This window comes from Kribbella voronezhensis, assembly GCF_004365175.1.
Classification (GTDB): Bacteria; Actinomycetota; Actinomycetes; order Propionibacteriales; family Kribbellaceae; genus Kribbella; species Kribbella voronezhensis.
Genome location: NZ_SOCE01000001.1, coordinates 1,520,500 through 1,543,019, shown reverse-complemented (window position 1 = coordinate 1,543,019; position 22,520 = coordinate 1,520,500). Strand labels below are relative to the sequence as shown.

The window sequence follows — 22,520 nt, the reverse complement described above, 5'->3', positions numbered from 1 at the left end:
GGCGAATACCGGTTCCCGGGCTGCCGAACGAGCCCTCCCACATCGGACCAAGGCCCGGAAATGAGAAAACGCCCTGCGGATCACAAACTCCGCGGGCGTCTCAAAACGAACGTGGAACTGCAAAACTGCAACCGGTGAAAACGGTAGCACACAATGCCGGTCGCGCTACCGCCAGCTTGCACAGCGCGTCGGAAGCCGCCCCTGCCCACCGGGTGCTGCTGGCGATCGCGGCCGGGATCGGCTACCGTCAGGCGAGTAAGTCTATTGATTCAGTAGAGTTTTACGCCTGCGGGGTGGGGTCGACATGGGGGAAGCCGGCTGGACGGTCGCGGTGATCGGCGCGGGTGCCGCCGGTGCGCTGACCGCGGCCCGGCTCCTGGATGCCGGCCGGCTCCAGGTCGTGCTGATCGACCCCGGTGCGGCCACAGCACGGGGTGTGGCCTACTCGACGCCCGACGGCCGGCATCTGCTGAACGTCCCCGTGGCCGGGATGAGCGCGCTGCCCGATGAACCGGACGACTTCGTCGACTGGCTGCACGCGCACGTTGACCCCGGCATCAAGCCGTCCGCCTTCGTGGCCCGAGCCCGGTACGGCGACTATCTCGCCGACCATCTCGCCGCCTGCGTGGCCCGCTCTGCTGGGTCCCTGGAGCGTGTCCATGCCCGAGTGGTTGCCGTAGGCCACGTCGACGGGCAGGTGACCTTGCAGCTCGACTCAGGTGAGCTTCTGCTCGCCGACGCCGCCGTAGTGGCCAGCGGTACGGCGCCCGGCACTGCGTGGGCTCCACCTGGCCTGCAGGCCTCCGCCCGCTTTGTCGCAGACCCGTGGCTCCCCGACGTGCTCGACAACCTGCCGGACTCGGACGTGCTGCTGGTCGGCACCGGACTCACCATGGTCGACGTAGTGCTCGCAGCAGACCGTCCGAGTCGCAGTGTGCACACGGTGTCGCGCCACGGCGTCATCCCTGCGGTACACCGCTCAGAGAAGACCCCGCCGGTGCCGCCGCCTGCTGAGCTCGCCGAGGCCGACAGTCTCGCCGTACTGCGCTCAGCCTTGCTCCGGCACGTGGCGCAGACGGTACGGCGTACTGGTGACTGGCGGGCCGCGATCGACGGGCTGCGGCCGATCACCTCGCAGGTGTGGAAGCGGTTGTCGGCCAGTGACAAGCAGGAGTTCCTTCGCGGTGACGCGCGAACCTGGGATGCGCACCGGCATCGCATGGCGCCTGTCACGGCAGAGCGGCTGGCCGTGGTCCGCGAGTCAGGGCGGCTCTGCCAGCACACCGGCGAGGTGGTGACGGCTGAAGACACCGGCCACGCCGTGCGGGTGCTGCTCAGTGATGGCACGGTCATGACGGTCGGTGCCGTGGTCAACTGCACGGGCCCCGTAGGCGACGCGAAGGTGGACCCGCTTCTGCGCAACCTTTTGGCGCAAGGGCTGGCCAGGAGCGGCGACGTCGGACTAGGACTCGAAACAGCCGACGACGGCCGCATCCTCGGTGACGACAACGCGCCACTCTGGACGCTGGGAGCCTTACGCCGCGGCAGTCTGTGGGAGTCGACCGCGATGCCGGAGATCCGCTCACAGGCAGCCGGAGTAGCGAGGTCCGTCGTGGCCTACCTGCTCTCCACCGAAGCCCGATTCACAGCTCCAGCGGTCCCAGCGACGGTCCCGGTACGAACTGCGCCGTCGGTTCCGACAGTGCGTTGAGTTCCAGGACGACCAGTTCGTTGCTTCCGGCCCGGATCACCGGACCTGGGACGAAAAGTGTGCGCTGCGGCCCGCGTCGCCAGTAGCGGCCGAGGCAGAATCCGTTGACCCAGGCAAAACCCTTGCCCCAGGCATCGGTCTGCAGGAAGTGATCGGCCGGCTCCTCGGCGAGGAACGTGGTGCGCCACGCAGTCGGACCGACGCCCGCGGCACCGACGGCCGCCGACTCCCAGAGCCGGGGAACGGCATCCAGGTCGATCGCGCAGACAGACCAGTCGGCCAACGACTCCGACCCCAACCGGATCGGACCCACCAGGCCCTTCGGCTCGCCGATCCGCGGACCGTAGTTGACCCGGCCCTGGTCCTCCACGACGATCTCGAGCCGGCCCCGCCCGCGTGGCAGCATGATCGCCTGATCGTGCTGCTCGCGATCGAGAACGCCGACCGGGTCCCCGTTCAGGAACACCTGCGCCCGGTCCCGGACCTCGCCGACGTTGAGCATCGTGGCGCCGTCGACGTCGATCTCGGTCCGGAAAAGCGCCAGCCGGGCATCGAGTTCGTCCAGCGACGGCGCCTCGCGGTGATCGCTCCAGCTTCCCCACAGGCCCGGGCTGGCCAGCAACCGGACCGGTTCACCGAGCGTCACCCGGAACGCCGGCGCCGGTGTGGCCGGTCGCGGGGTCGCGGGCGGCACCTCGGCGTACCGGGAGATCACCTCACGGAACGCGTCGTACTTCGCCGTCGGGTTGCCCGCTTCGTCCAGCGGAGCGTCGTAGTCGTACGACGTGATCGTCGGCCGATAGACGCCCTTGTCGTTCGCCCCACTGGTCAGGCCGAAGTTCGTCCCGCCGTGGAACATGTACACGTTGACCGATGCGCCGGCCGCCAGCAACGCGTCCAGCTCGGCGGCCGCGTCCGCCACCGAGGTCGTGTGGTGCGGACCTCCCCAGTGATCGAACCAGCCGTCCCAGAACTCCATGCACATCAAGGGTCCTGACGGCTGGTGGGCCCTCAGGGTGCGGAGCCGCTCGGCACTCCGCGACCCGAACGAAGCAGTACGCAGTACGCCGTCCACGCCGCCTGCCGCGAGCATGGCGTCTTCGGGCTGATCCACCGTCACCAGCGGCACGGTGATGCCAGCCTGCCGGGTGACGTCGACGAGGAACCTCAGGTACGCCGGGTCGTCGCCGAACGCGCCGTACTCGTTCTCGACCTGGACGAGCAGCACCGGGCCGCCCTGGTCGACCTGGAGCGGCCGGACGATCCGCAGTACCTGCTCCAGGTACTCCTCGACCGCTGCCAGGAACTGCTTCTCGTACCGGCGGACCCCCACGCCCGGCTCCGCGAAGAGCCAGGCGGGCAGGCCGCCGTTGTCCCATTCCGCACAGATGTAGGGGCCTGGGCGGACGATCGCGTACATGCCGGCCTCGGCGACCTGGCGCAGGAACGCCGCGAGATCGAGCATTCCCTCGGTGCCGAACGTCCCACGCACGGGGCTGTGGGCGTTCCAGGGAACGTAGGTCTCGATGGTGTTGAGTCCCATCAGGCGGGCCTTCTCGATCCGGTCCGCCCACGACTGCGGGTGGACGCGGAAGTAGTGCAGCGCACCGGACAGGATCCGGAACGGCTCACCGTCGAGCAGGAACTCGGACTCACCGATCGTGAAGTCGGACATGTGCCTCTTTCTCGAGATTCCGGACCGTCAGCCGTTGACCTGGAAGCCCTGCTGGTTGCCGTAGCTGACCAGAGCGTCCTGCCAGGCCTTGAGCCCGCCGTCGAGGTCGGTCTTGGCCTGATAGGACTTACCGACAGTGTCGCCGAAAATGCTGTTGGCGTAGAGCTGGAACGGCAGGTAGCTCCAGTCCTTGACCACCGAGCCGGCCGCGCTGGTGAGGACCTGGTTGATCTGCTGACCACCGAAGTACGCGCTCTTCTTGTCCAGGAACGCGGGGTCGGCGAGGTCGGCCGTGGTGGACGGGAAGCCGCCGCTGGCCAGGAACGGCTTCACGCCGCCGTCGTGGTTGAGCCAGCGCACGAAGCCGGCCGCCAGCGCGGGGTTCGCGCTCTGCTTGAGGACCGACTCGGTGCTGCCGCCGTTCTCGGCGGTGGCCGGCTGACCGTCGTACGTCGGCAGCGGGGCGACCCGCCACTTGCCGGCGCCGCCCTTCACCGACGACTCGAGCACACCCGGCATCCAGGCGCCGACGGACAGCGAGGCGATCGTGCCGTCGCCGAGGGCCTTGAACCACTCGTCGGACCAGCCGGGGATGTTCGCGAGCAGGCCGCCGGTCACCAGCTGGTTCCAGACCCCGGTCCACTTCTGCGTCCCGGCGTCCTGCAGGTTGATGGTGACGTTCTTGCCCGAGGTACTGAAGGGCTTGCCGCCGGCCTGCCAGATCATGCTGGTGGCGAAGCCCGCGTCACCGGTGTCGTTGGTGAGGTACTTCTTCGGGTCCGCCGTGTGCAGCTTCTTGGCCTGGGCGATGTACTCGTCCCAGGTCTTCGGAACCGTGAGGCCGTACTTGTCGAAGACTTCCTTGTTGTAGAACAGGGCCATCGGGCCCGAGTCCTGCGGCAGCCCGAAGAGACCGTCACCGGCGTGCACGGCGGTCCAGGTCGACGGCGTGTAGGCGGACTGGAAGCTGTCGAAGCCGTACTGGCGCAGGTCGACCAGCGAGCCCGGCAGGGCGAACTGCGGAAGCGCCTGGTACTCGATCTGGGCCACATCCGGTGCCCCGGAGCCGGCCTTGATCACGTTCTGCAGCTTGGTGTACTGGTCGTTGCCGGTACCGGCGTTGACGTAGTTCACCTTGACCTTCGGGTACGCCTGCTCGAAGGCCTTCACCTGCGCCTCGGCGGACGGCGTCCAGCTCCAGTAGGTGATCGTCCCGCCCTTCTCGAGGGCGGCGTTGACAGCATCCGGCGACCCCTGCGCCTGACCACTGCCGGCGGCCGTCTTGTCGGAGCTGCCGCAAGCGGCCAGCAGGACCGACGCGGCCGTGACGGCGGCGCCGACGGCGACGAGTCGCCTCAGGCCGTGCCGATGACTGGTCTTCATGGGTGTTCCTTTCACTGATGAAGGACGAGCGCTACGAGCGCGTCCACTGCTGATTTGCTTGCCCGTTGCAGGTCCCCACAGCGACCGGCGATCCGTTGTCCGTACCGACGGCCTCGAGGCAGAGATCCGGGTGGCCGACGCTGACCACCGACAGGTCCGCGCGGACATCCCATGCCTGCGTCGACGCGCCGGTGCAGTTCTCGATGGTGACGGGGCTGCCCGCACTCGATCCGTCGCCGCCGATCGTCAGGCACTTGTCCGCGTAGACAATCAACTGCTTGTCGGCGGTGTAGTTCCACGACTGGTTGCCACCGTTGTTGCAGTCCCACAGATCCAGCGCCGTCCCGGGAGCAGTGGAGAAGCCCGGTACGTCGGCGCAGCGGCCGCCGGCCACGCTTCGCAGCGGTTCACCGGGAGGAGCCGGCGGCAGGTTGTTGGACGGCTCGGTCTTGAGCAGCCCCCAGCCCCACTGCAACTGCGCGAGACCGCTGCGGCTGTTCACCACGAGGTCGTTCTCGGCGACCTGGGTGGTCATCGAGTACGAGTCACCGTTGCGCAGGCCGGGCCAGTAGACGATGCCCATGTGCTGTTCGCGCGCGGTCTGGGTGAGCGCGCCGAGGTACGCCGTGTACACGTTGCCCTCGTGGTTGCCGTAGTTCAGGCCGATGGTCATCGGTGAGCCGGCTTCGTCGATGATGGTGCGCCAGCCGTACGAACCGATCCGGGGCTGCAGGTTCGCCAGCCAGGCGGCCTCGGTCGTGTCGGAGGCCCAGAAGCCGTAGAAGTGCAGCGACAGCAGGGTTCCCTTCAACTGCGGGGCCGCGCCGACGCCGGTCACGTTGTCGTTGTAGCCGGTTCCCGAGATGACGACGCGGCCGCGCGGGACGTTGCTGTGTCGCGCGAGCCACGACGAGGTGAGACCGACCCACTCGTCGAGGGAGTAGCCGAACGGCTCGTTCATCGGCTCGAAGTACACCCGCGGGTTCTTCGCGTACTTCTTGACCACGGTGTCCCACATGGCGGCGTACGCTCCTGCGTCGTCGACCCGGCCATCCTTGGCGTCGTTGGCCTCCCAGTAGCTGAGGATGACCTTGAAGCCGTTGTTGACCGAGGCATCGATCGCGGCCTGGTAGGACTTCCACCAGGCGGTCCCGACACTGGACGGATTGATCGGCAGCCGGATCGTGTTGGCCTTGAGCTCGTGCCGGAACTCCAGCACGATGCCCGTCGACTTCCGGTACGTCGTCGCGTAGTTGTCCGCGGTGCTGAGCCCGGACGGGACGACCGCGTCGGACGCGTAGTTGTCGCGCGGATCCGCCCAGTTCACGCCCCGGAACTCACTGGTCCCGGCCGGACCTGTGCTCGGCGCCGCGGCGGCCGCAGGGATCGCTGCCGTGGTGGTCACCAGGACGACCGCGGTCAGGACTCTTCGCCAAAGTGCAGTTTTCATCAGACTCGGATTCCCTTCACTGATTGACACCTCACTGTTTGACGCTGCCCGCGGTCAGGCCCGACTGCCAGAACCGCTGGAGCAGGAGGAAGGCGACCACCAAGGGCACGATGGTCAGCAACGACCCCGTGATCACCAGGTTGTAGATGGGGCGGGCACCGACGCCGGTCGCCTGGTTGCTCCATTGGGTCAGGCCGACGGTGAGCGGGTAGAGGTTGGGTTTGCTGAGCATGATCAGCGGCAGGAAGTAGTTGTTCCAGGTGGACACCACCGCGAACAGCAGGACCGTGACGATGCCTGGGGCAAGCAGTCGCAGCGCGACCGTGAAGAAGATCCGGACCTCGCCGGCACCGTCGATGCGGGCCGCCTCGAGCAGGTCGTGCGGAATGGCGTCCGAGGCGTAGACCCACATCAGGTACAGGCCGAACGGGCTGACCAGCGACGGGATGATGATCGCCCAGACGGTGTTCGTCAGACCGAGATTGGAGAACATCAGGAACGTCGGCACGGCCAGCGCAGTACCGGGAACCGCGACGGCACCGAGCAATACTGCGAAGACCGCGCGGCGGCCCTTGAACTTGTACTTCGCCAGCCCGTAGCCGGCCGCCGTCGCGAGCAGAGTCGCCCCGCCTGCTCCGACAACGACGTACAGCAAGGTGTTTCCGAGCCAGCGCAGGAAGATGCCGTCGTTGTAGGTCAGGGTGTCGCGGATGTTGGCGAACAGCGCGAACCGGTGACCGAACCACAGCCCGGGACTCGAGAGCAGATCGCCTTGCGTCTTGGTGGCGCTCAGAAACAGCCAGAGCAAAGGGACGAGGGTGTAGACCAGATAGAGGATCATCAGCCCGGTCAGCAGGGGAGACCGCCTGGGCCGCAGCGGTGACGTCCGGGTACTCACAGTGCCTCCCGTGAACCGCGCAGCTGGACGACGTACGCGATGACGGCGGTGATGACGCCCATCACGATGGCGACGGTCGCGGAGTAGTTGAACTGCTGGCCGGCGAAGGAGAGGTTGTAGGCGTACATGTTCGGCGTGTAGTACGTCGTGATCACGTTCGGCGCCAGCGTGCGCAGGATGTTGGGCTCGTTGAACAGCTGGAAGCTGCCGATGATCGAGAAGATGGTGGCGATCACGACCGCTCCGCGCAGGGCCGGCAGTTTGACCGCGCGGACGGTTCGCAACGCGCTCGCACCGTCGATCGCGGCCGCCTCGTACAACTCCTCGGGCACGGTCCGCAGCGCTGAGTAGAAGATCAGCATGTTGTAGCCGACGAACTCCCAGGTCACGATGTTGGCGATCGACGGAAGCATCCAGTGCCCGCTGAGCGGCTTGATCGCCGTACTGCCGAGCAGGTTGTTGAGATCGGCGGCGAGGCCGAAGTTGTCGCCGTAGATGAAGCCCCACATGAGGACGGCGACGACACCCGGTACGGCGTACGGCAGGAAGATGACGATCCGGAAGAAGCTCGCTCCGTGCAGCCGGGCGCTGTCGATCGCGAGCGCGGCCAGCAGGGCCAGGATGAGCATCACCGGCACCTGGACGACCAGGAAGGTCAGCACCCGCAGGAACGACTCCCAGAACTTGGAGTCGGCGATCACGTCGGCGTAGTTGTCCAGGCCGACGAACACGTTCCCGCCGAAGAACGCCTGCTCCCGGAACAGGCTCAGATAGATCGCGTAGCCGATCGGCGCCAGGAAAGTCAGCGCGAACACGGCCAGGAACGGACCGACGAAGACCCATCCCTTGGTATCTCGGTGCATCTGGTCGCCGTCCTCCGATGTTTACGTCAACATGACTCGCCGGGACGCTAACGTGTTTACGTCAACATGTCTATAGTCAGCGAGACACCAGGAGGTGGCCGATGACCGCGGAGGAACCGCTGCTGCGCCGACGGCGCGGGCCGTCGATGGCCGACGTCGCCCGCCTGGCCGGTGTCTCCGGGCAGACGGTTTCGCGGGTCGCGAACGGCCGGCACAACGTCGACGAAGCCACCCGCGACCGGGTGCTGGCGGCGATGCGCGAGGTCGGCTACCGGCCGAACAGCGCCGCCCGCGCGCTTCGCAACGGGCAGTTCCGCAGCATCGGCGTGATCGTCTTCGAGCTGTCCAGCTTCGGCAACACCCGCACCCTGGACGCGATCGCCACAGCCGCCACCAGCAGCGGGTACGCCGTCAACCTGATCCCCGTGCTGAACGCCACCCAGGGGACCCTGTCGGGCGCCTTCGACCGGGCCTTCAACCGGCTCGGTGAGCAGGCGGTGGACGGCGTGGTCATCCTGATCGAGGCGCACCAGCTCGACGAGGCCGAGGTGCAGCTGCCCGACGGGCTGCCGGTGGTCGTGGTGGACTCGAACGCCGACTTCGACTACCCGATCGTCGACACCGACCAGGCCCAGGGCGCCCGGCTCGCGACCGAGCACCTGCTGGACCTTGGCCACCGGACGGTCTGGCACCTCGGCGGTCCGGCGAAGTCCTTCGCCGCTTCGCGCCGGTTGCGCTCGTGGCGGCAGACCCTGATGGACCGCGGCTGCCCGGTGCCGCCGGTGCTGACGGGCGACTGGTCAGCCGGTTCGGGGTACGAAGCCGGTCACCAGCTCGCCGCGGACCCGGACGTCACCGCGGTCTTCGTCGCCAACGACCAGATGGCGCTCGGTTTGCTCCGCGCGCTGCACGAGCACGGCCGGTCGATCCCCGGCGACGTCAGCGTCGTCGGCTTCGACGACATGGAGGAGGCAGCTCACTTCTGGCCGCCCCTGACAACGATCCGCCAGTTCTTCGCCGAGGTCGGCCGCCGCAGCGTCGACGCCCTCATCAGCGAAATCCAGGCCGGCGAACACCACCACCAACCAGTCGCCGTGGCAACCGAGTTGGTTGTCCGAGAAAGCACAGCGCCACCCCGGAGCTGACCTGCCCACCCACGCCGCCGCCTACGGCCGCTCCTCCGTCGCGACCTTCGGCGTCTGGCTCCCGCCCACCCCGAACGCCCGCTCCTCCGTCGCGATGCTGGGCAGCGGCGGGCCGCGGCGGTCGGCTGCAGGCCCAGACCTCTGAGCTCCGATGCGCCGGATCGGCCAGACCTTTGGGTCCGATGCGCTGGGGCCGGCCAGACCTTTGGGTCGATGCGCCGGGGCCGGCCAGACCTTCCAGTTCCGATGCGCCAAACCGGCCAGCCGATCGCAGCCGGCCCCAGCGCCAACCCCACCCCCCGGCTCGTGGGGGCAATCGTTGATCAGTCTCGGTGGCCCTTCAAGCGGCGGCTGACTGCGCGTTCGGTTTCACGGGTCGCCTCGCGTTCGGCGAGTGTCTGTCGCTTGTCCCAGGTCTTCTTGCCGCGGCCCAGCGCGATCTCGATCTTCGCGCGGCCGTCCTTGAAGTAGAGGACCACCGGGACGATCGTCAGGCCGCTCTCGTTGACCTTGCGCTCGATCTTGTCGATCTGCGCGCGATGCAGCAAGAGCTTCCGCTTGCGGCGCGAACCGTCGTTGAACCACCGGGCCTGCGAGTACTGCGGAATGTGCACGCCGTGCAGCCAGATCTCCCGGTTCTCGACCATGGCGAAACCGCCGACCAAAGACGCGCGCCCGGCCCGGAGCGCCTTCACCTCCGGACCCTGCAGCACCATCCCCGCCTCCCAGGACTCACCTAGCTGGTAGTCATGGGCAGCCTTGCGGTTCCGCGCGACCACCGGGTCGACCTCAGGCTTCTTCACATGCACATTCTGCCCCGAGGCCCGTACCCGCGAGCCAACCGATGACGAGCCGGCCGGTCTGGCGAATCGGAGCTCAGAGATTTGGGCCGGCACCCGATCGCCGTGGCGTGGGGCGTCGCTTGCGGCAGGTAAAGGGAGAGGGGCGCCGGGTTTGCCGGCGCCCCTCTGTGTGTTAGGTCAGACGGTGACTTGTCTGGTCAGGCTGGCTGCCTTGCCCCAGCCGTCTGTCGTGGTCAGCGTGACCGTGTAGGTGCCGGCTGCCGGGAAGGTGTGGTTGGGGGCGGACGACGTGCTCACCGCCGTACCGTCACCGAAGTCCCAGCGGTAGGTGAAGGTGTCGCCGAGGTTCGGATCGGCGGACCCTGCACCGGAGATGTTGCAGACCAGTCCGGAGCAGACCGGCGGGTTGATCACCGGGACCGGAGCGACGTTGTTCGTCGGTTCGGTGATGGTGACCGTCTGGGTGGCCGTGCTGGTCGACAGCCACTCGTCCGTGGCGGTCAGCGTGACGGTGTAGGTGTTGGCGCTGGTGTAGGTCCTGTCCACCAACGGTCCGCTACCGGTGCCGTTGCCGAAGTTCCAGGAGTACGTCAGGGCCGTCGGGTTCTCGTCGGTGGAGCTGCGAGCGTCGTACGTGCAGACGTTCTGGTTGCACGACACGGTGAACGCTGCCACCGGCGGGTTGTTCGCCGGGTGGGTGACCGTCACGTGCCGCTCGGACGGCACTGCCGTGACGAAGTTGTGCTGGTCGACGCCCCGGACCCGAACCGTGTACGCGCCGTCGGGGATCACCGGTGACGTGTAGGAGAAGTTCGAACCCGGAGTACCCGGGCTGGTCAGGAACGCGGTCCGCCAGCTGGCGTTCGTGCTGGTGAAGGTGCCGTTTGATCCCATGTACCGGCCGAGCGAGTCGACGATGGCGATCTCGACCCGCTGCATCGCCTGGTCGTCCTCGGCGCGGCCGGAGATGAAGACCTTGCCGTCGACGAAGGTGGTGCCCTCGGTCGGGGTCAGCAGGCTCTCGTTCAGGACCGGCGGCGTGTCACCCGGATAGATCGGGTACCGCGACGTCGCTCCGGTGGTCGAGAGGTCCTGTTGGCCGGCGGTGTCGTAGGCGATCGCCGTCACCGACCAGTCACCTTGGGTCGGCAGGTTGATCGGCAAGGTCCACGTCGTACTCGTGGCACCCGGTGATGCCAGGTTCGCCGGCAAGGTGGCGAAGTTCGCCGACATCGTCCCGTTGGGCTGCAGGTAGCGACTGGTGTCGTTGTCCCGTAGCGAGACCCGTACCTCGGACACCCCCTGCGCATCGGTCGCCGAACCGGTCAGGTCGAGGTGCAGAACCTGCAGGCCGGTGATCGTGCCGGTCGGTGTGATCGTGGTGTCCGGCGGACTGTCACCGGGGATCTGGGCGCTGATGGTGAGCCGGCCCTGGTTGTTGTTGGCGGTGGACAGACCCAGTTGGTCAGTGCCCCGGACCGAGAAGCTGTACGTCCCCGGCTTGAGGTTGAACGGTGTCGTGTACGTCCAGTTGTAGCTGGTCGCGTTGATGTGCACCGGCGAGACGCGGTACCAGCCCTGGATGACGTCCACGCCCCAGGCGCCGTCGGAGCCGAGGTTCTCGCGGGTAGTGCTGTTGCGCAGCTGGATCTCGACCGTGTCCAGTTGCTGGTCGTCGTTCGCCGTACCGGCGAAGGTCAGTTGACCACCCGGCGCCACGGTCACCGTGGGGACCGTGAGCGGCGGTGTCATCGCGACCGGCGCCGTGATGGAGACCGTCGGCGGGATGGCCGTGTCGGACACGAGCCAGGACCGGTCGGCGGTGTCGAGATCGGACTGGCCGGTGGTGTCGGTGGCTCTGGCCTGTGCCTGCCAGGTTCCCTCGGTCGGCACCGTGACCTCGTACGACCAGGTGGTGTTCGTCCCGCCCACGACGTCCGGCACGACCCGGAACGCGTTGTACGTCGGCGAGACGGAGCCGTCGTTCTGCAGATAGCGGTTGTTGAGGTCGCGCAGCGTCAGGCTCAGCGAGTTCACGCCGAGGTCGTCGGTGGCGCGGCCGGTGATCTCGAAAGTGGTCGTCGGGACCACGCTCGTCGTCGGTCCGGTGATCGTCGTGTCCGGTGGCGCGTCCGAAGTACCGAAGGTCTCGAACTTCTTCGTCGCCTTGTAGTTGTCCGCGGCACCGGTGTTCGCGATCGTGCGGGCGAGCACCTTCAGCGCGCGGTTCTGCGGGATCGTCAGCGGCAGCGACCAGCCCGTCGACGCCGCGTTCGGCGTTGCCAGGGTGGCGTTGATCGTGTTGCTGGTGGTCGATCCCCAGGTGGTCAGGTCGTCGTTGAGGTACCGCCGGCTGTCCCGGTCCTGGATCTCGACCTCGACCCGCTGCACCGTCCGGCCCTGGTTGGCCGAGGCGTTGCCGGTGATCGTGAACTCGGTGTTGATCGGCTTCACCCGGCCCTCGATCGGGTCGGTGATGGTGGTCTCCACCCCGTTGGCGGCCGGGACCGAATTGAAGTCGTAGAACGCCATCCGGCCGACGTTGTACTCGCCCTGGGTGGTCGCGTCACCGCCGGTGATGAGTCCGCGTGGCGTCAGCTCCATCGCCTTGTTGCCCTCGAAGGAGTTGGACCCTGGGTTCCAGTCCAGCGCCGTACCGTCGACCGGGTTCAGCGCGCCGATGTGCTCGCGGTGGACGACGGCGTCGCCGAGTCCGTAGCCGGACAGGCCCTGGCCGGTGCCGTAGCCGACGTCGTCCAGACCGGGCCACGGCTGCGGCGAGGTCGGGGACTCGTTCCAGGCGAAGTGGCCGCCGATGTAGACCGCGACCTCGGAGATGGCGATCGAGTACGTCGAGTCGAAGTTGCGTGCGATCCACAGCGGCTGGACGTTGTCGCCGCCGGTGAAGGAGTAGGCGACCACGGTGTCGTTGATCGGCGGCCGGTCGCCACCCGAGCCGCTGGTGACAGCGAAGTACGAATCGTCGGGCGCGATGTCGCCGCCGTAAATGCGCTGGATGCCGCCGACGAACTGCAGGTTGTCGTCCCACAGCCGGGTCCGCCACGGCAGCAGCTTGCTCGTGCGCGTGTTGATGAGCGCGATGCCGTACCGGTCCTGGCCGTTGACCTGGCGACCGGTGTGCACCACCATCAGCGTGCCCTCGTCGTGGGTCAGCTTGAGCCGCTGCACGGTGAGTTCACCGTTGCTGCCGATGCCGCCAGTGATGTTGTTGACGAAGTCGGCCCGGACCACGCCGGTGACGCCGTCGACCGCGGCGAGCGCGTTCCGCGGTACGCCGTTGACCGTGCTGAACCGGCCGCCGATGTACACCGTGGAGTTGGTGACGGCCAGCTCGGTCGCCTTGACGTCGGTGTTGGCCGTGAAGCCGGTGACCGGTGCGCCGGTGGTCGGGCTGAGGCTGGCGACGCCGCGCTTGGTGACTCCGTTGACGGCGTTGAAGGATCCGGCGACGTACAGCTTCGTGCCGTCCGGTGAGGCCTCCACGGACTCGACACCGCCGCCGCCGAAGACCGGGCGGAAGGTCGGGTCGACCAGACCGGTGGACAGGTCGTACGCCGCCAGGTTCGCCTGCGCGTAGCTGGTGGTGTTACCGGTCACCTGGTTGCGGATCGAGGTGAAGCCACCCGCGACGTACACGCGGTTGCCGACGATCTCGATGTCCCAGATCTCGCCGTCGCTGATCAGCGGCATGTTGGTGCGCGGGATGTCCGGCACGATCCGGTTGTGGCCCGGGCCGGGCAGCTTGGCCGTGGTGACCGCCGTACCGGTCTTGGTGGCGGTGTGGGTGCCGTCGCTGACCGTCAGGGTGACGGTACGGGTGCCGACGGTGGCGTAGGTGTGGGCCGGGCTGTCCCCGGTGCCGGTCTGGCCGTCGCCGAAGTTCCAGCTGTAGGTCAGCGGGTCGTTGTCGGGATCGAAGCTCAGGTTGGCGTCGAACTCACACGTCATCGTCGCGCAGCCGGTCTTGAAGTCCGCGATCGGCGCCTCGTTGGTGCCGGACGCGTCCGGACCCGGGTCGAGGACGACCGAGAAGTCGATGTCGCGCGAAGTCGCCGCGCTGGTGGTCGCCGTCCGGGCGGCGGCGGTGCCGATCGGGACGCTCGCGTTGGAGTCGCCGAGGACCGAGCTGGTCTTGCCGGTGCCAGTGCTCGCGGCCGTCGTCCTGGAGGTCACGCCGGCCGGCAGGGTCCAGGTGATCGGGTCGGTGGACGACTTCTCACTCCAGACGTTCACCAGCCAGGAGTTGCCCTTGGCAACTGTGACCGTCGGGCTGGCGTGGCTGGCCGACGAGGTGTCCAGGCCGCGGATGGCCGACGCCGAGACGGTCGCGAGGCCGGTACTGCGGTACGCCGCCACGCTGATCACGGACTTGGTCAGAGCGCTGCCGTTGACGGTCACGTCGCTACCGGCGTCGGTAGCGGTGGCCTGCTTCGTCCACGCGCGGCCCCGGACTCCGTTGCCGTCGCGGCTCTGCAGCAGAGTCCAGCCGGGCACGGTGTCGGTGATCGTGCTGACGGTGTCGTTGGTGGTGAGGAAGAGCAGCAGGCGGTCCTGGGTCCGCACGGTGGTGGGGATCTTGACCGAGTGGGCCGACCGGTTGCCCGCGGTACTGGCAGCACCGACGAACGAGACCTCGCCCTGGCTGACGTTGGCCACCGGGCTGACCTGGCTGGTCTCGGTGTCGGACAGGCTGCCGTCGCTGACGGTCAGGGTCACGGTGCGGGCACCGTCACTCGCGTAGGTGTGGTTGGGGTTGACGCCGGTACCGGTCTGGCCGTCGCCGAAGTTCCAGGCGTAGGTGAGCGTGTTGCCATCCGGGTCGCTGGAAGCCGAGGCGTTGAAGCCACAGACCAGGCCGTTGCAGCTGGAGACGAAGGCGGCCACGGGCGGCTGGTTCACCGGGTCCGCGGTCTGGCCGGGGTTCAGCACGACGGAGAACATCACGTCGCGAGAGGTCGCCGCGCTGGTCGTCGCGGTCCGGCCTGCCGCCGTACCGGTCGGGACTGCGCCGGCGGAGTCGCCGAGCACCGCGCTGACCTTGCCGGAGCCGGTACCGGCAGCCGTCGTACGGGAGGTCGCGCCGGCCGGGAGGGTCCAGGTGATCGGGTCGACCGAGGACTTCTCCGACCACAGGCTGAGCAGCCACGAGTTCGTGTCGGCGACGGCCACAGCCGGAGTGGTGTGCGAGGTCGCGGTCGTGTCGACACCGCCGACCGCCGACGCCGACACGGTCGCATTCCCCGTACTGCGGTAGGCGGCGACGCCGATCACGGACTTGGCGGCGAGGCTGGTCGTCACCGTGACGTTGGCATTGACGTCGGCGGCGACAGCCGTCTTCGTCCACAGCCGGCCGCGGACACCGTTGCCGTTGCGGGACTGCAGCAACGTCCAGCCGGCCAGCGTGTCGTTCATGACGCTGGCTGTCTCGTTGGTGGTGATGTACAGGACCAGAGCGTCTCCCGGCTGCGCGGTCGCGGGCACCCGGACCGTGTGCGCGGTCCGGTTTCCACCGTTGCTCGTGGCAGCGACGAAGGAGATCTGTCCGGTGGCGGCAGAGGCCGACCCCGCGAGGACCGCGGTCAACGTCAGTGCCGGGACCAGGGCGATCAGCGCCGCGAGCAGCAGACTGACCGGACGCCTCCGGCCGCGAACGGATCGAGCGAAGAGCTGGGACACAATCACTCACCAACCAGATTCAGAGAACAGGACGCGGCCCGGCAAGCTGCCAGGCCGTTGCTGGAGTTCCCGTAGGTGAGGCGTGACTTGGCTGGAATCCGGCTGCCGTAGCGGCCGCAGGCACGCGTGTGACAAAGACGTCGTCGACCGACACTGCTCGCCACCCCCCAGTGACCGAGAATCCACCCCAAAGATCCGCCCCCCGGATCCCCAGGGCTGACAATGGCATTCCGCCACGCTGCGTGCAAGAGTTTCGGCGCCGATTCGGCAGATCGGGCTGTTCTCACTACCGAGCGTAAGTGTTTTAGCGGCTGCTGTTAGGTCATTCGGTGCCGCTTCCCGAGGTATTTCAGGAACTGATTTTCGTCGCTTTTTCCAGCTTTGGCTCGCGGCGGCCGGTGGTCAGCGGATGGATCCGCGCAAGCTGCTCAGATCCCGCCGGGTGAAGAGCGCGGGGATCGTCAGGACGGCGATCATCACCGCGGTAGCGGCGGGCAGGAAGTGACGACTGCTCGCCGCGCGGGCGAGGATGGTGGCCGCGATGGCGAGGTTCGCGGCAGTGACCAGGTCGATCGACGTACGCAACCGGGCCGGGCCGGCGGGGCGTGCGGCGTGCTCGCAGACGTCGGTGATCACGCGGGGCGCCTGGACAGCGAAAGCAAGCAGGCTGGCCCACCACATGGCCGGCAGGAGCTGCCGGGCCGGATATGTGACTGGTCCGGCGGTCGTTTTCGCGATGACCACCACGGCAGCGCCGACCAGGAGGGGGAGAGCCAGCCGGGCCAAGCCGCGTCTGGCCAGCGTCGTCAATGCCGCGCCTGTCAGTTTCGGCCAGGGCGAGCTCAGGACGATCGCGAACACCATCAGATAGGCGGCGGCGTCGAGTCCGTGCGGGATGGCCGTCTTGTCCTGCTCGCCGGTCAGATAGGCGAGCAGCCAGGTGCCCAGGGTGACGGCCGTCAGCGAGGCGGTCGCTCGGCCGTAGCGCTGGTCAGGTCGGGTTGCGGGCCACAAGGCCGGATGAAGCCATTGGCTGACGGCTCCCGCCGCGAGGTCCGGGAGGCCTCTTGCTCCGGCGGCGTGGGCCTCGAGCCGAAGCTCGTCCTCCCACCGGTCGCGGAACGACTTCGGGTAGAGCCTGATCAGGGCGCCGGCGAGCTTCATGTCGCGAGGCCGAGACTGCGAAGACCTGTTTCGGCGACCTTGGCCATCGCCCGCAATTGCTGCGTCAGCGCCTTGCGGCCGGCGTCGGTGAGCTGGAGCGGCCGCTGCCGGCCGGTCTCGTCGAGCGACTCGATCAGACCTTTGGCCTCGAGCCGGCTGACCGCGCCGTACAGGCTGCCGGGGCCGAGCCGTTCGCCGGTGAGTTCCTCGATCGCGGTGTTGATCGCGTAGCCGTGCTGGGGCCCGTCCGCGAGCACGCAGAGCACCAGCGTCTGGGCGTCGTTGCCGTTCATGAACCTACGGTACTACGTTCCGCGTAGTACGTGATGTGTACTATTGGGCGCCATGGGAACCAAGCAGCGTGGTCGGAGGAGATGGCTTCGGCGACTGGCAGCCGGTACGGCGGCGTTGGTGCTGCTGGTGCTGGCCGCCGGGATCGGCTACTTCGGCTACGTGCTGTCCCGCCGGTCGGATCCGATCGCGCTGCCGGCGCCGACCGGGCAGTACAAGGTCGGCCGGACGACCTTCGAGTGGACGGACACCGCACGACGGGATCCGTTCGTAGCGGGGCTGCCGCGGAAGCTGTCCGTCTGGCTCTGGTATCCGGCCGCGGCAGACGCCGGCGGGCAGCGAGCCGAGTACGCGCCGGGGTTGTGGGACGGCCTGCACCTGCAGGGGCCGATCGCGCCGTTCGAGGGGCGGTTCGAGTCGCTGCGGGACAACGCGTTGCGGGACGTCCCGGTGGCGACCGGGCGGCATCCGGTCGTCGTACTGGAACCGGGGATGGGGTTCTCGGCGCCGCAGTACGCAGTACTGGCTGAAGACCTTGCCAGTCATGGCTACCTGGTCGCCGGCGTCACTCCGACGTACAGCGCGAACCTGACCGTGCTGGACGGGCAGGTGGTCGGTAGCTTGAAAGCGGCCAACCCCGAGGACTTGGGCCGCGACACCCCCGCGGCCGTCTCGGAAGGAGATCGGCTGGTGATGACGTGGGCCGCCGATGCCCGGTTCGCGGCTCACCAGGTCGCAACGGCAGGTGGATTGCTCGCGGGGCGCGTCGACACCGTGGCGCGAGTCGTCTATGTGGGTCATTCGTTCGGCGGCGCGGCTTCGCTGGAGGGCCTGCCGGCTGGACGCTCGCTGCGGGGGAGCGGTCGACCTGGACGGCAGCCAGTTCGGCGACGTGGTCACTGCCGGAGTGAAGGCGCCGATGCTGCTGCTCGGCTCCGAGGACTCCTGCATCACGGGCAGGTGCGGTCCGGCAGCGGTGGAGAACAAGGACGACGTCGATCGAGCGAAGCGCTTGCTGACAGCGAGTTCCGGACCGTCGTGGTGCTCGACGATCACCGGGGCGCGGCATTTCAACTTCACCGATTACGGCATCTACTACCTGGCTGCACCGCTTCGAAAGTTCCTTGCTCTCGGCAACGCTGATGGCCGGAAGGTGCTGACGCAGGAGAACGCTGACGTGTCCGGCTTCGTGAACCACGTAGTACAGGGGACTCCGCTGCCAGGTCTCGCGCTCTGCTAGCCCTCAACCGAAGCTGACGCGATCGAGGTAGAAGCCGAGCAGTTCGCGGTCGCCCCGGACCTCGACCGTTTCGACGGGGCGGCGCTTGTAGATCAGCAGTAGCAGGTCGAGGACGGTGCCGCGGACAACGACCGCTGCTTCCTCATCGGCGTGCCGCCAGGCGATCGCGTCGCCGGTGAGGTCGACCAGCCAGTCTGTCCGCGTATCGGTGGCATGGAAGTGCAGGATCCGGTCGGGACCCAGCAACTCGCGCATCCAGGGATGGACCTCGAAATGCAGCGGTAGCGCGCAGAGTTCCATCCACTCGTCGATCGAGTCGGCGGCGATCCCTGGCTCCAGCCGGTACTCCGATCCGAGGGCGAGCGCCGCGTCCGCCCGGTGCATGACCGTTTCGTGGGTCATCCGGCGAGCTACGAACTTCGTTGTCTGGTCGGCCACCGGGGTGGCCACCGCCTTGTCCGGTCCGGCAGCGCGCAACTCGGCCGCCAGCCGATTGGCGCCCTCGACCAGCCACGCACCGAGCTGTCCAGGATCGGTGTCGGTGAAATGCGTCGGGTCCCGGAAGTCGTCCTGCCCGGGCGGCCGGCCCTTCTGGGCCACCTGCTCGGCCTCACGATGAGCGCCGCCGACGTGCCGGACCAGTTGGCCGACCGTCCAGCCCGGGCAAGTCGGCACCGGTGTAACGAGATCGGCGTCGATCAGGTGCTGCGCGAGCAGGCTGGCCTGGGCGACGATCTGGTCGCAGTACTCGTGGTAGTCCATCGTGGGTCTCCTCCGCTCATCGGGGCTGTCAGGCCTGGGTCGGAGCGGACGGCCGCTTCTTGACATCGCGCGGGAGAACGCGGGTCTCGTAGTCGGGGAGCTTGGCCCACCAGTGGTGGTAGCGGCTGTACGGGTGCGGGTCGCGTTTGGCGAGGAACTTGGTGAGGGCGCGCGCCTCGACGGCGAGCTCCTTCCAGACCTTCGCGGGCAGCTGGTGGAAGGCGGTCGCCTCGATGCCGTCGTCGACGGTGCGCCAGACGCCGGCGACGTACCCGTCGACGAGCAGTGTCGGCAGCGTGTCGCCGTTGGTCCGGGTGATGATCTTGCGGTACTCCGCTGGTACGAGGCGTCCGCGGTCGGCGTACGCGAGCAGCGTGCTGTCCCACATCGGCAGGAACCGCGGTGGCGCGGGCGTGTCGTCGTCGGGTCGCAGACCGCCCGGTACGTCGTACAGGTCCTTGCCGTCGGGTCCCTCCAGAATCTCGAGTTTGTTGCCGAGGGCCTCTATTGCTGCTCGGGCACGGGCTCGCTGGACCGAGGCGAACTGGGCGACATCTGCCATGGTCGCGGGGCCGAAGCCTTCCAGATAGCGCCAGACGAGGGTTTGCAGCGCGGCGTCCGACGCGCTGGTGTCGAGTGGAGCGTGAGTGGCCACGGCTGCCCGGTAGGCGGGGCGGTATCCGTAGGCCCACGGTCCACCGGTCGGCGCGTGCAGCACCGGGATGAACGCGCGCAGTGCCCACCACATGCTCTTCGGCGGCCCGTCGATCTGGTCCTGCAACCAGGCTTCGATCTCCGCGTTCGACCTCGGCTCCACCAGGAACTCCAGCAGTTTCGCGATGACCGCGTCGGCGTCGTCGCGGGTCAGCCCTGCCTCGGTGTAGCGGGCGTCGCCGAGCCTCGTTCGCAGCGACGGCTGCATCGCCTTGTGCATCGGCAGATGATCCTCCGAATGCACCACGTGCAAGGTGAACCGCATCAGCGTCGCCTTCACCAGCTCCCGACTGGCGAACGCCGCATCGAGGTCATCCGGCTCGAACCCGTCGATCCGATTCCACAACGCAATGTACGGCGACGCGGCCTGCTGCCCTTGGATCGCCACGATCCGCCTGGTCGCCTCCACGACACCCAGCGGCTCCCGCCGCAGCAGCAGCTGTCGCCCCAACGTCGCCCGATTGAGCCCCCGCCCAGTAACCACCATCCGCCCACCCTAAATGCCAACTGTCGAGTGTGGATGCCGGTGGTTGCGTGTGTGTCGCCGGCGGCGGCGCGCCCATCGCCGCCGGCCGGCGACTGTCCGCGGCCAGGAGGCGCGGAGGGCGACCGTCAGCCGGCGCGCAGGACTCGGGCCGGCTGACGGTCGGGGTCAGCGGGTGCCGTAGAGGTGGTCGAGGGCCAGTTGGTCGAGGTGTTCGAAGGCCATGCCTCGGCGGCCGGCCTCGTCGGGGTCGAAGGATTCGGCGCGGAGGGTGGCGATCGTCTCGCCTTCGGACAGGGTGGACTGGGCGAGTTGGTCGAGCCGGGCATCGAGCAGCGCCTGCTGTACCTCGGGGTCGGCGCGGAAGGCGCGCACCTTGGCGCGTAGTACGAGGTAGTTGTGCATGCAGCCTGCGGCCGAGGCCCAGACGCCGTCCATGTCTTCGGTCCGCGGCGGTTTGAAGTCGAAGTGCCGCGGCCCTTCGTAGCCACCGTTCTCCAGAATGTCGACGGTCCAGAACGCACCCCGGGCATTGCCGGCCCCGAAGCGGAGGTCCTGGTCGTAGCGCGGGCCGTTCTGGCCGTTCAGGTCGGCATGGAACAGCTTGCCGTGCCACAGCGCCTGGGCGAGCCCGTGCGCATAGTTGAGCCCCGCCATCTCCTCGTGCCCGACCTCGGGGTTGAGGCCGACCCGATCGGAGTGCTCCAGCGATTCGATGAACGCCAGCGCATGACCGATCGTCGGCAGCAGGATGTCGCCGCGAGGCTCGTTCGGCTTGGGCTCGATCGCGAACCGGATGTCGTAGCCCTGCTCGATCGCGTACGACCCGAGGATGTCGAAGGCTTCCTTGTACCGGTCGAGCGCCGCCCGCACGTCCTTGGCCGCGCCCGATTCCGCACCCTCCCGGCCGCCCCACGCGACGAACGTCTCCGCCCCCAGTTCGGCCGCGAGATCCAGCTGGTCGGCGGTCTTGCGGATCGCGTACCTGCGGACGTCGCGGTCGTTGTTCGTGAAGCCGCCGTCGCGGAAGACCGGGTGGGAGAAGAGGTTCGTGGTCACCATCGGAACGGCCAGGCCGGTCTCCTCCAACGCCGACCGGAACGGCTTCAGGTGAGCATCGCGCTCGGCGACCGAACTCCCGAAGGGAAAGACGTCGTTGTCGTGGAAGGTGATGCCGTAGGCACCCATGTCACTGAGCCGGTGCACAGCCTCGGCCGGATCGAGCACCGGCCGGACCGCGCCACCGAAAACGTCGACGCCTTGCCAGCCGACAGTCCACAGGCCGAACGAGAACTTGTCCTCGCGCGTGGGCGTGAAGTCGGCATCGGTCATGGTGCTCCTCCTACTGATGGGGTTACCGGCTGAAACCGGCTGTCAGACCGCTGAGCAACTGGCGACGCCCGAGCGCGTACAGGATGACGATGGGAAGTGTGGTCAGTACTACGGACGCCAGTACAGCGGGCACGTTGACGCTGTACTGCCCCTGGAACGTCCACAGGGCAAGGGGAAGCGTGCGTTTGTCCGGGCTCTGGGTCAGGATCAACGGCAAGAGGAACCCGTTCCAGACGCCGAGCCCGTTGTAGATGCTGACCGTCACCAGGGCCGGCCTGGTCAGGGGCAGGGCCAGCTTGCGCAACATGCCCCATTCGCTGGCGCCGTCGACGCGCATCGACTCGAACAGTTCCTTCGGAACGTCGCGGATGAAGTTCGTCAGCACGAGCACGGACAGTGGGATCGAGAAGGCGATCGACGGCAGGATGAGGGCCAGGAGGCTGTCGTAGAGGTGCATCCTGATGATCAGCAGGTAGACCGGGATGATGGTCGCCTGCAAGGGGATCGCCAGTCCCATCAGGAAGAGCCCGTTCACGCCGGCGAGCAGCCGGCTGCCCGCGCCGCGGACGATGGCGTAGGCGGCCATGAAGGAGATCGCCACCGCTGGGATGATCGTGCCGGCCGTGACGACCACGCTGTTCACGAAGTACCGCGGGAAGTCGGACTCGATCACGAGCCGGTAGTTCTCGATGGTCGGATCAGCGGGCAGGGCGAACGGGTTCTGGGTGAAGAACGCGCTTTGGTCCTTGAAGCTGGTCACCACGATCCAGTACAGCGGGACCAGGACGATCACCAGCCAGAGCCAGCCTGCCGCACCGCCGAACCAGTTCAGCTGGGTGAGCCGGCGCATCCCCACCGGGTTCGATCCGGCCGGCCGGGTCGCCGCACTCGAGGTCAGGACTGCCATC

The 22,520-nt window shown here is 67.9% G+C and carries 16 protein-coding genes; 3 read left to right on the top strand and 13 right to left on the bottom strand.

The window, feature by feature from the left end:
* Nucleotides 1-304: 304 nt before the first annotated feature.
* On the top strand, nt 305-1,711 hold the full coding sequence (locus tag EV138_RS06755) for an FAD/NAD(P)-binding protein (protein ID WP_133977552.1): 1,407 nt from the start codon (nt 305-307) through the stop codon (nt 1,709-1,711).
* On the opposite strand, the gene EV138_RS06750 is transcribed toward EV138_RS06755, so the two are convergent.
* Genes EV138_RS06750 through EV138_RS06730 form a run of 5 tightly spaced genes read right to left on the bottom strand, consistent with a single transcriptional unit; the run spans nt 1,644 to nt 7,980 of the window.
* On the bottom strand, nt 1,644-3,386 hold the full coding sequence (locus tag EV138_RS06750; protein WP_133977551.1) for a glycoside hydrolase family 35 protein: 1,743 nt from the start codon (nt 3,384-3,386) through the stop codon (nt 1,644-1,646). The genes EV138_RS06755 and EV138_RS06750 overlap by 68 nt on opposite strands.
* Before the next feature lie 27 nt (nt 3,387-3,413).
* Entirely contained in the window at nt 3,414-4,769 is a 1,356-nt protein-coding gene (locus EV138_RS06745; protein ID WP_133977550.1) for an ABC transporter substrate-binding protein, read from the bottom strand.
* Nucleotides 4,770-4,800: 31 nt separating this feature from the next.
* Nucleotides 4,801-6,219, bottom strand: coding sequence for a ricin-type beta-trefoil lectin domain protein (locus EV138_RS06740; RefSeq protein WP_133977549.1), 1,419 nt, complete (start codon nt 6,217-6,219; stop codon nt 4,801-4,803).
* Nucleotides 6,220-6,250: 31 nt separating this feature from the next.
* Entirely contained in the window at nt 6,251-7,117 is an 867-nt protein-coding gene (locus tag EV138_RS06735) for a carbohydrate ABC transporter permease (RefSeq protein ID WP_202866638.1), read from the bottom strand.
* Nucleotides 7,114-7,980 carry a carbohydrate ABC transporter permease gene (locus EV138_RS06730; RefSeq protein WP_166678515.1) on the bottom strand — a complete coding sequence of 289 codons (867 nt, stop codon included), beginning with the start codon at nt 7,978-7,980 and terminating at the stop codon, nt 7,114-7,116. Before EV138_RS06730 ends, EV138_RS06735 begins: the two co-directional genes overlap by 4 nt.
* 101 nt (nt 7,981-8,081) lie before the next feature.
* On the opposite strand from EV138_RS06730, the gene EV138_RS06725 reads away from it, so the two are divergent.
* The gene (locus EV138_RS06725; protein ID WP_133977548.1) at nt 8,082-9,125 is read left to right on the top strand and encodes a LacI family DNA-binding transcriptional regulator; all 1,044 of its coding nucleotides are present in this window, start codon (nt 8,082-8,084) and stop codon (nt 9,123-9,125) included.
* 323 nt (nt 9,126-9,448) lie between these two features.
* Here the strand turns inward: EV138_RS06725 and smpB are convergent, their stop codons facing one another.
* The 4 genes from smpB to EV138_RS06705 form a co-directional block, all read right to left on the bottom strand.
* A complete protein-coding gene (gene smpB, locus EV138_RS06720; protein WP_133977547.1) occupies nt 9,449-9,928 on the bottom strand; it encodes an SsrA-binding protein SmpB in 480 nt (159 codons plus the stop codon).
* 177 nt (nt 9,929-10,105) lie between these two features.
* Entirely contained in the window at nt 10,106-15,625 is a 5,520-nt protein-coding gene (locus EV138_RS06715; protein ID WP_133977546.1) for a PKD domain-containing protein, read from the bottom strand.
* Nucleotides 15,626-16,027: 402 nt separating this feature from the next.
* The gene (locus EV138_RS06710) at nt 16,028-16,789 is read right to left on the bottom strand and encodes a hypothetical protein (RefSeq protein ID WP_133977545.1); all 762 of its coding nucleotides are present in this window, start codon (nt 16,787-16,789) and stop codon (nt 16,028-16,030) included.
* The gene (locus EV138_RS06705; protein ID WP_133977544.1) at nt 16,786-17,082 is read right to left on the bottom strand and encodes a PadR family transcriptional regulator; all 297 of its coding nucleotides are present in this window, start codon (nt 17,080-17,082) and stop codon (nt 16,786-16,788) included. The genes EV138_RS06710 and EV138_RS06705 overlap by 4 nt, the downstream gene beginning before the upstream one ends.
* Before the next feature lie 52 nt (nt 17,083-17,134).
* On the opposite strand from EV138_RS06705, the gene EV138_RS06700 reads away from it, so the two are divergent.
* On the top strand, nt 17,135-18,223 hold the full coding sequence (locus tag EV138_RS06700) for an alpha/beta hydrolase (RefSeq protein WP_202866637.1): 1,089 nt from the start codon (nt 17,135-17,137) through the stop codon (nt 18,221-18,223).
* Nucleotides 18,224-18,323: 100 nt separating this feature from the next.
* Here the strand turns inward: EV138_RS06700 and EV138_RS06695 are convergent, their stop codons facing one another.
* From EV138_RS06695 to EV138_RS06680, 4 genes are all read right to left on the bottom strand, one after another.
* Nucleotides 18,324-19,082, bottom strand: a complete 759-nt coding sequence (locus EV138_RS06695; protein ID WP_133977543.1) for a maleylpyruvate isomerase family mycothiol-dependent enzyme — start codon at nt 19,080-19,082, stop codon at nt 18,324-18,326.
* A 28-nt stretch (nt 19,083-19,110) separates the two neighbouring features.
* Nucleotides 19,111-20,283: a winged helix DNA-binding domain-containing protein gene (locus EV138_RS06690; protein WP_133977542.1), complete on the bottom strand. Its 1,173-nt coding sequence runs from the start codon at nt 20,281-20,283 to the stop codon at nt 19,111-19,113.
* 165 nt (nt 20,284-20,448) lie between these two features.
* Complete coding sequence (gene xylA, locus EV138_RS06685) at nt 20,449-21,612, bottom strand: xylose isomerase (RefSeq protein ID WP_133977541.1); 1,164 nt, start codon at nt 21,610-21,612, stop codon at nt 20,449-20,451.
* A gap of 22 nt (nt 21,613-21,634) precedes the next feature.
* A complete protein-coding gene (locus EV138_RS06680; protein WP_133977540.1) occupies nt 21,635-22,519 on the bottom strand; it encodes a carbohydrate ABC transporter permease in 885 nt (294 codons plus the stop codon).
* Nucleotide 22,520 lies beyond the last annotated feature (1 nt).

What these genes read in the sequence shown, in the direction of transcription:
- xylA (WP_133977541.1), bottom strand. Translation starts at nt 21,612, where the DNA reads ATGACCGATGCCGACTTCACGCCCACGCGCGAGGACAAGTTCTCGTTC.
- EV138_RS06730 (WP_166678515.1), bottom strand. Translation starts at nt 7,980, where the DNA reads ATGCACCGAGATACCAAGGGATGGGTCTTCGTCGGTCCGTTCCTGGCC.
- EV138_RS06705 (WP_133977544.1), bottom strand. Translation starts at nt 17,082, where the DNA reads ATGAACGGCAACGACGCCCAGACGCTGGTGCTCTGCGTGCTCGCGGAC.
- EV138_RS06755 (WP_133977552.1), top strand. Translation starts at nt 305, where the DNA reads ATGGGGGAAGCCGGCTGGACGGTCGCGGTGATCGGCGCGGGTGCCGCC.
- EV138_RS06700 (WP_202866637.1), top strand. Translation starts at nt 17,135, where the DNA reads ATGGGAACCAAGCAGCGTGGTCGGAGGAGATGGCTTCGGCGACTGGCA.
- EV138_RS06725 (WP_133977548.1), top strand. Translation starts at nt 8,082, where the DNA reads ATGACCGCGGAGGAACCGCTGCTGCGCCGACGGCGCGGGCCGTCGATG.
- EV138_RS06750 (WP_133977551.1), bottom strand. Translation starts at nt 3,386, where the DNA reads ATGTCCGACTTCACGATCGGTGAGTCCGAGTTCCTGCTCGACGGTGAG.
- EV138_RS06740 (WP_133977549.1), bottom strand. Translation starts at nt 6,219, where the DNA reads ATGAAAACTGCACTTTGGCGAAGAGTCCTGACCGCGGTCGTCCTGGTG.
- EV138_RS06745 (WP_133977550.1), bottom strand. Translation starts at nt 4,769, where the DNA reads ATGAAGACCAGTCATCGGCACGGCCTGAGGCGACTCGTCGCCGTCGGC.
- EV138_RS06710 (WP_133977545.1), bottom strand. Translation starts at nt 16,789, where the DNA reads ATGAAGCTCGCCGGCGCCCTGATCAGGCTCTACCCGAAGTCGTTCCGC.
- EV138_RS06680 (WP_133977540.1), bottom strand. Translation starts at nt 22,519, where the DNA reads ATGGCAGTCCTGACCTCGAGTGCGGCGACCCGGCCGGCCGGATCGAAC.
- EV138_RS06695 (WP_133977543.1), bottom strand. Translation starts at nt 19,082, where the DNA reads ATGGACTACCACGAGTACTGCGACCAGATCGTCGCCCAGGCCAGCCTG.
- EV138_RS06690 (WP_133977542.1), bottom strand. Translation starts at nt 20,283, where the DNA reads ATGGTGGTTACTGGGCGGGGGCTCAATCGGGCGACGTTGGGGCGACAG.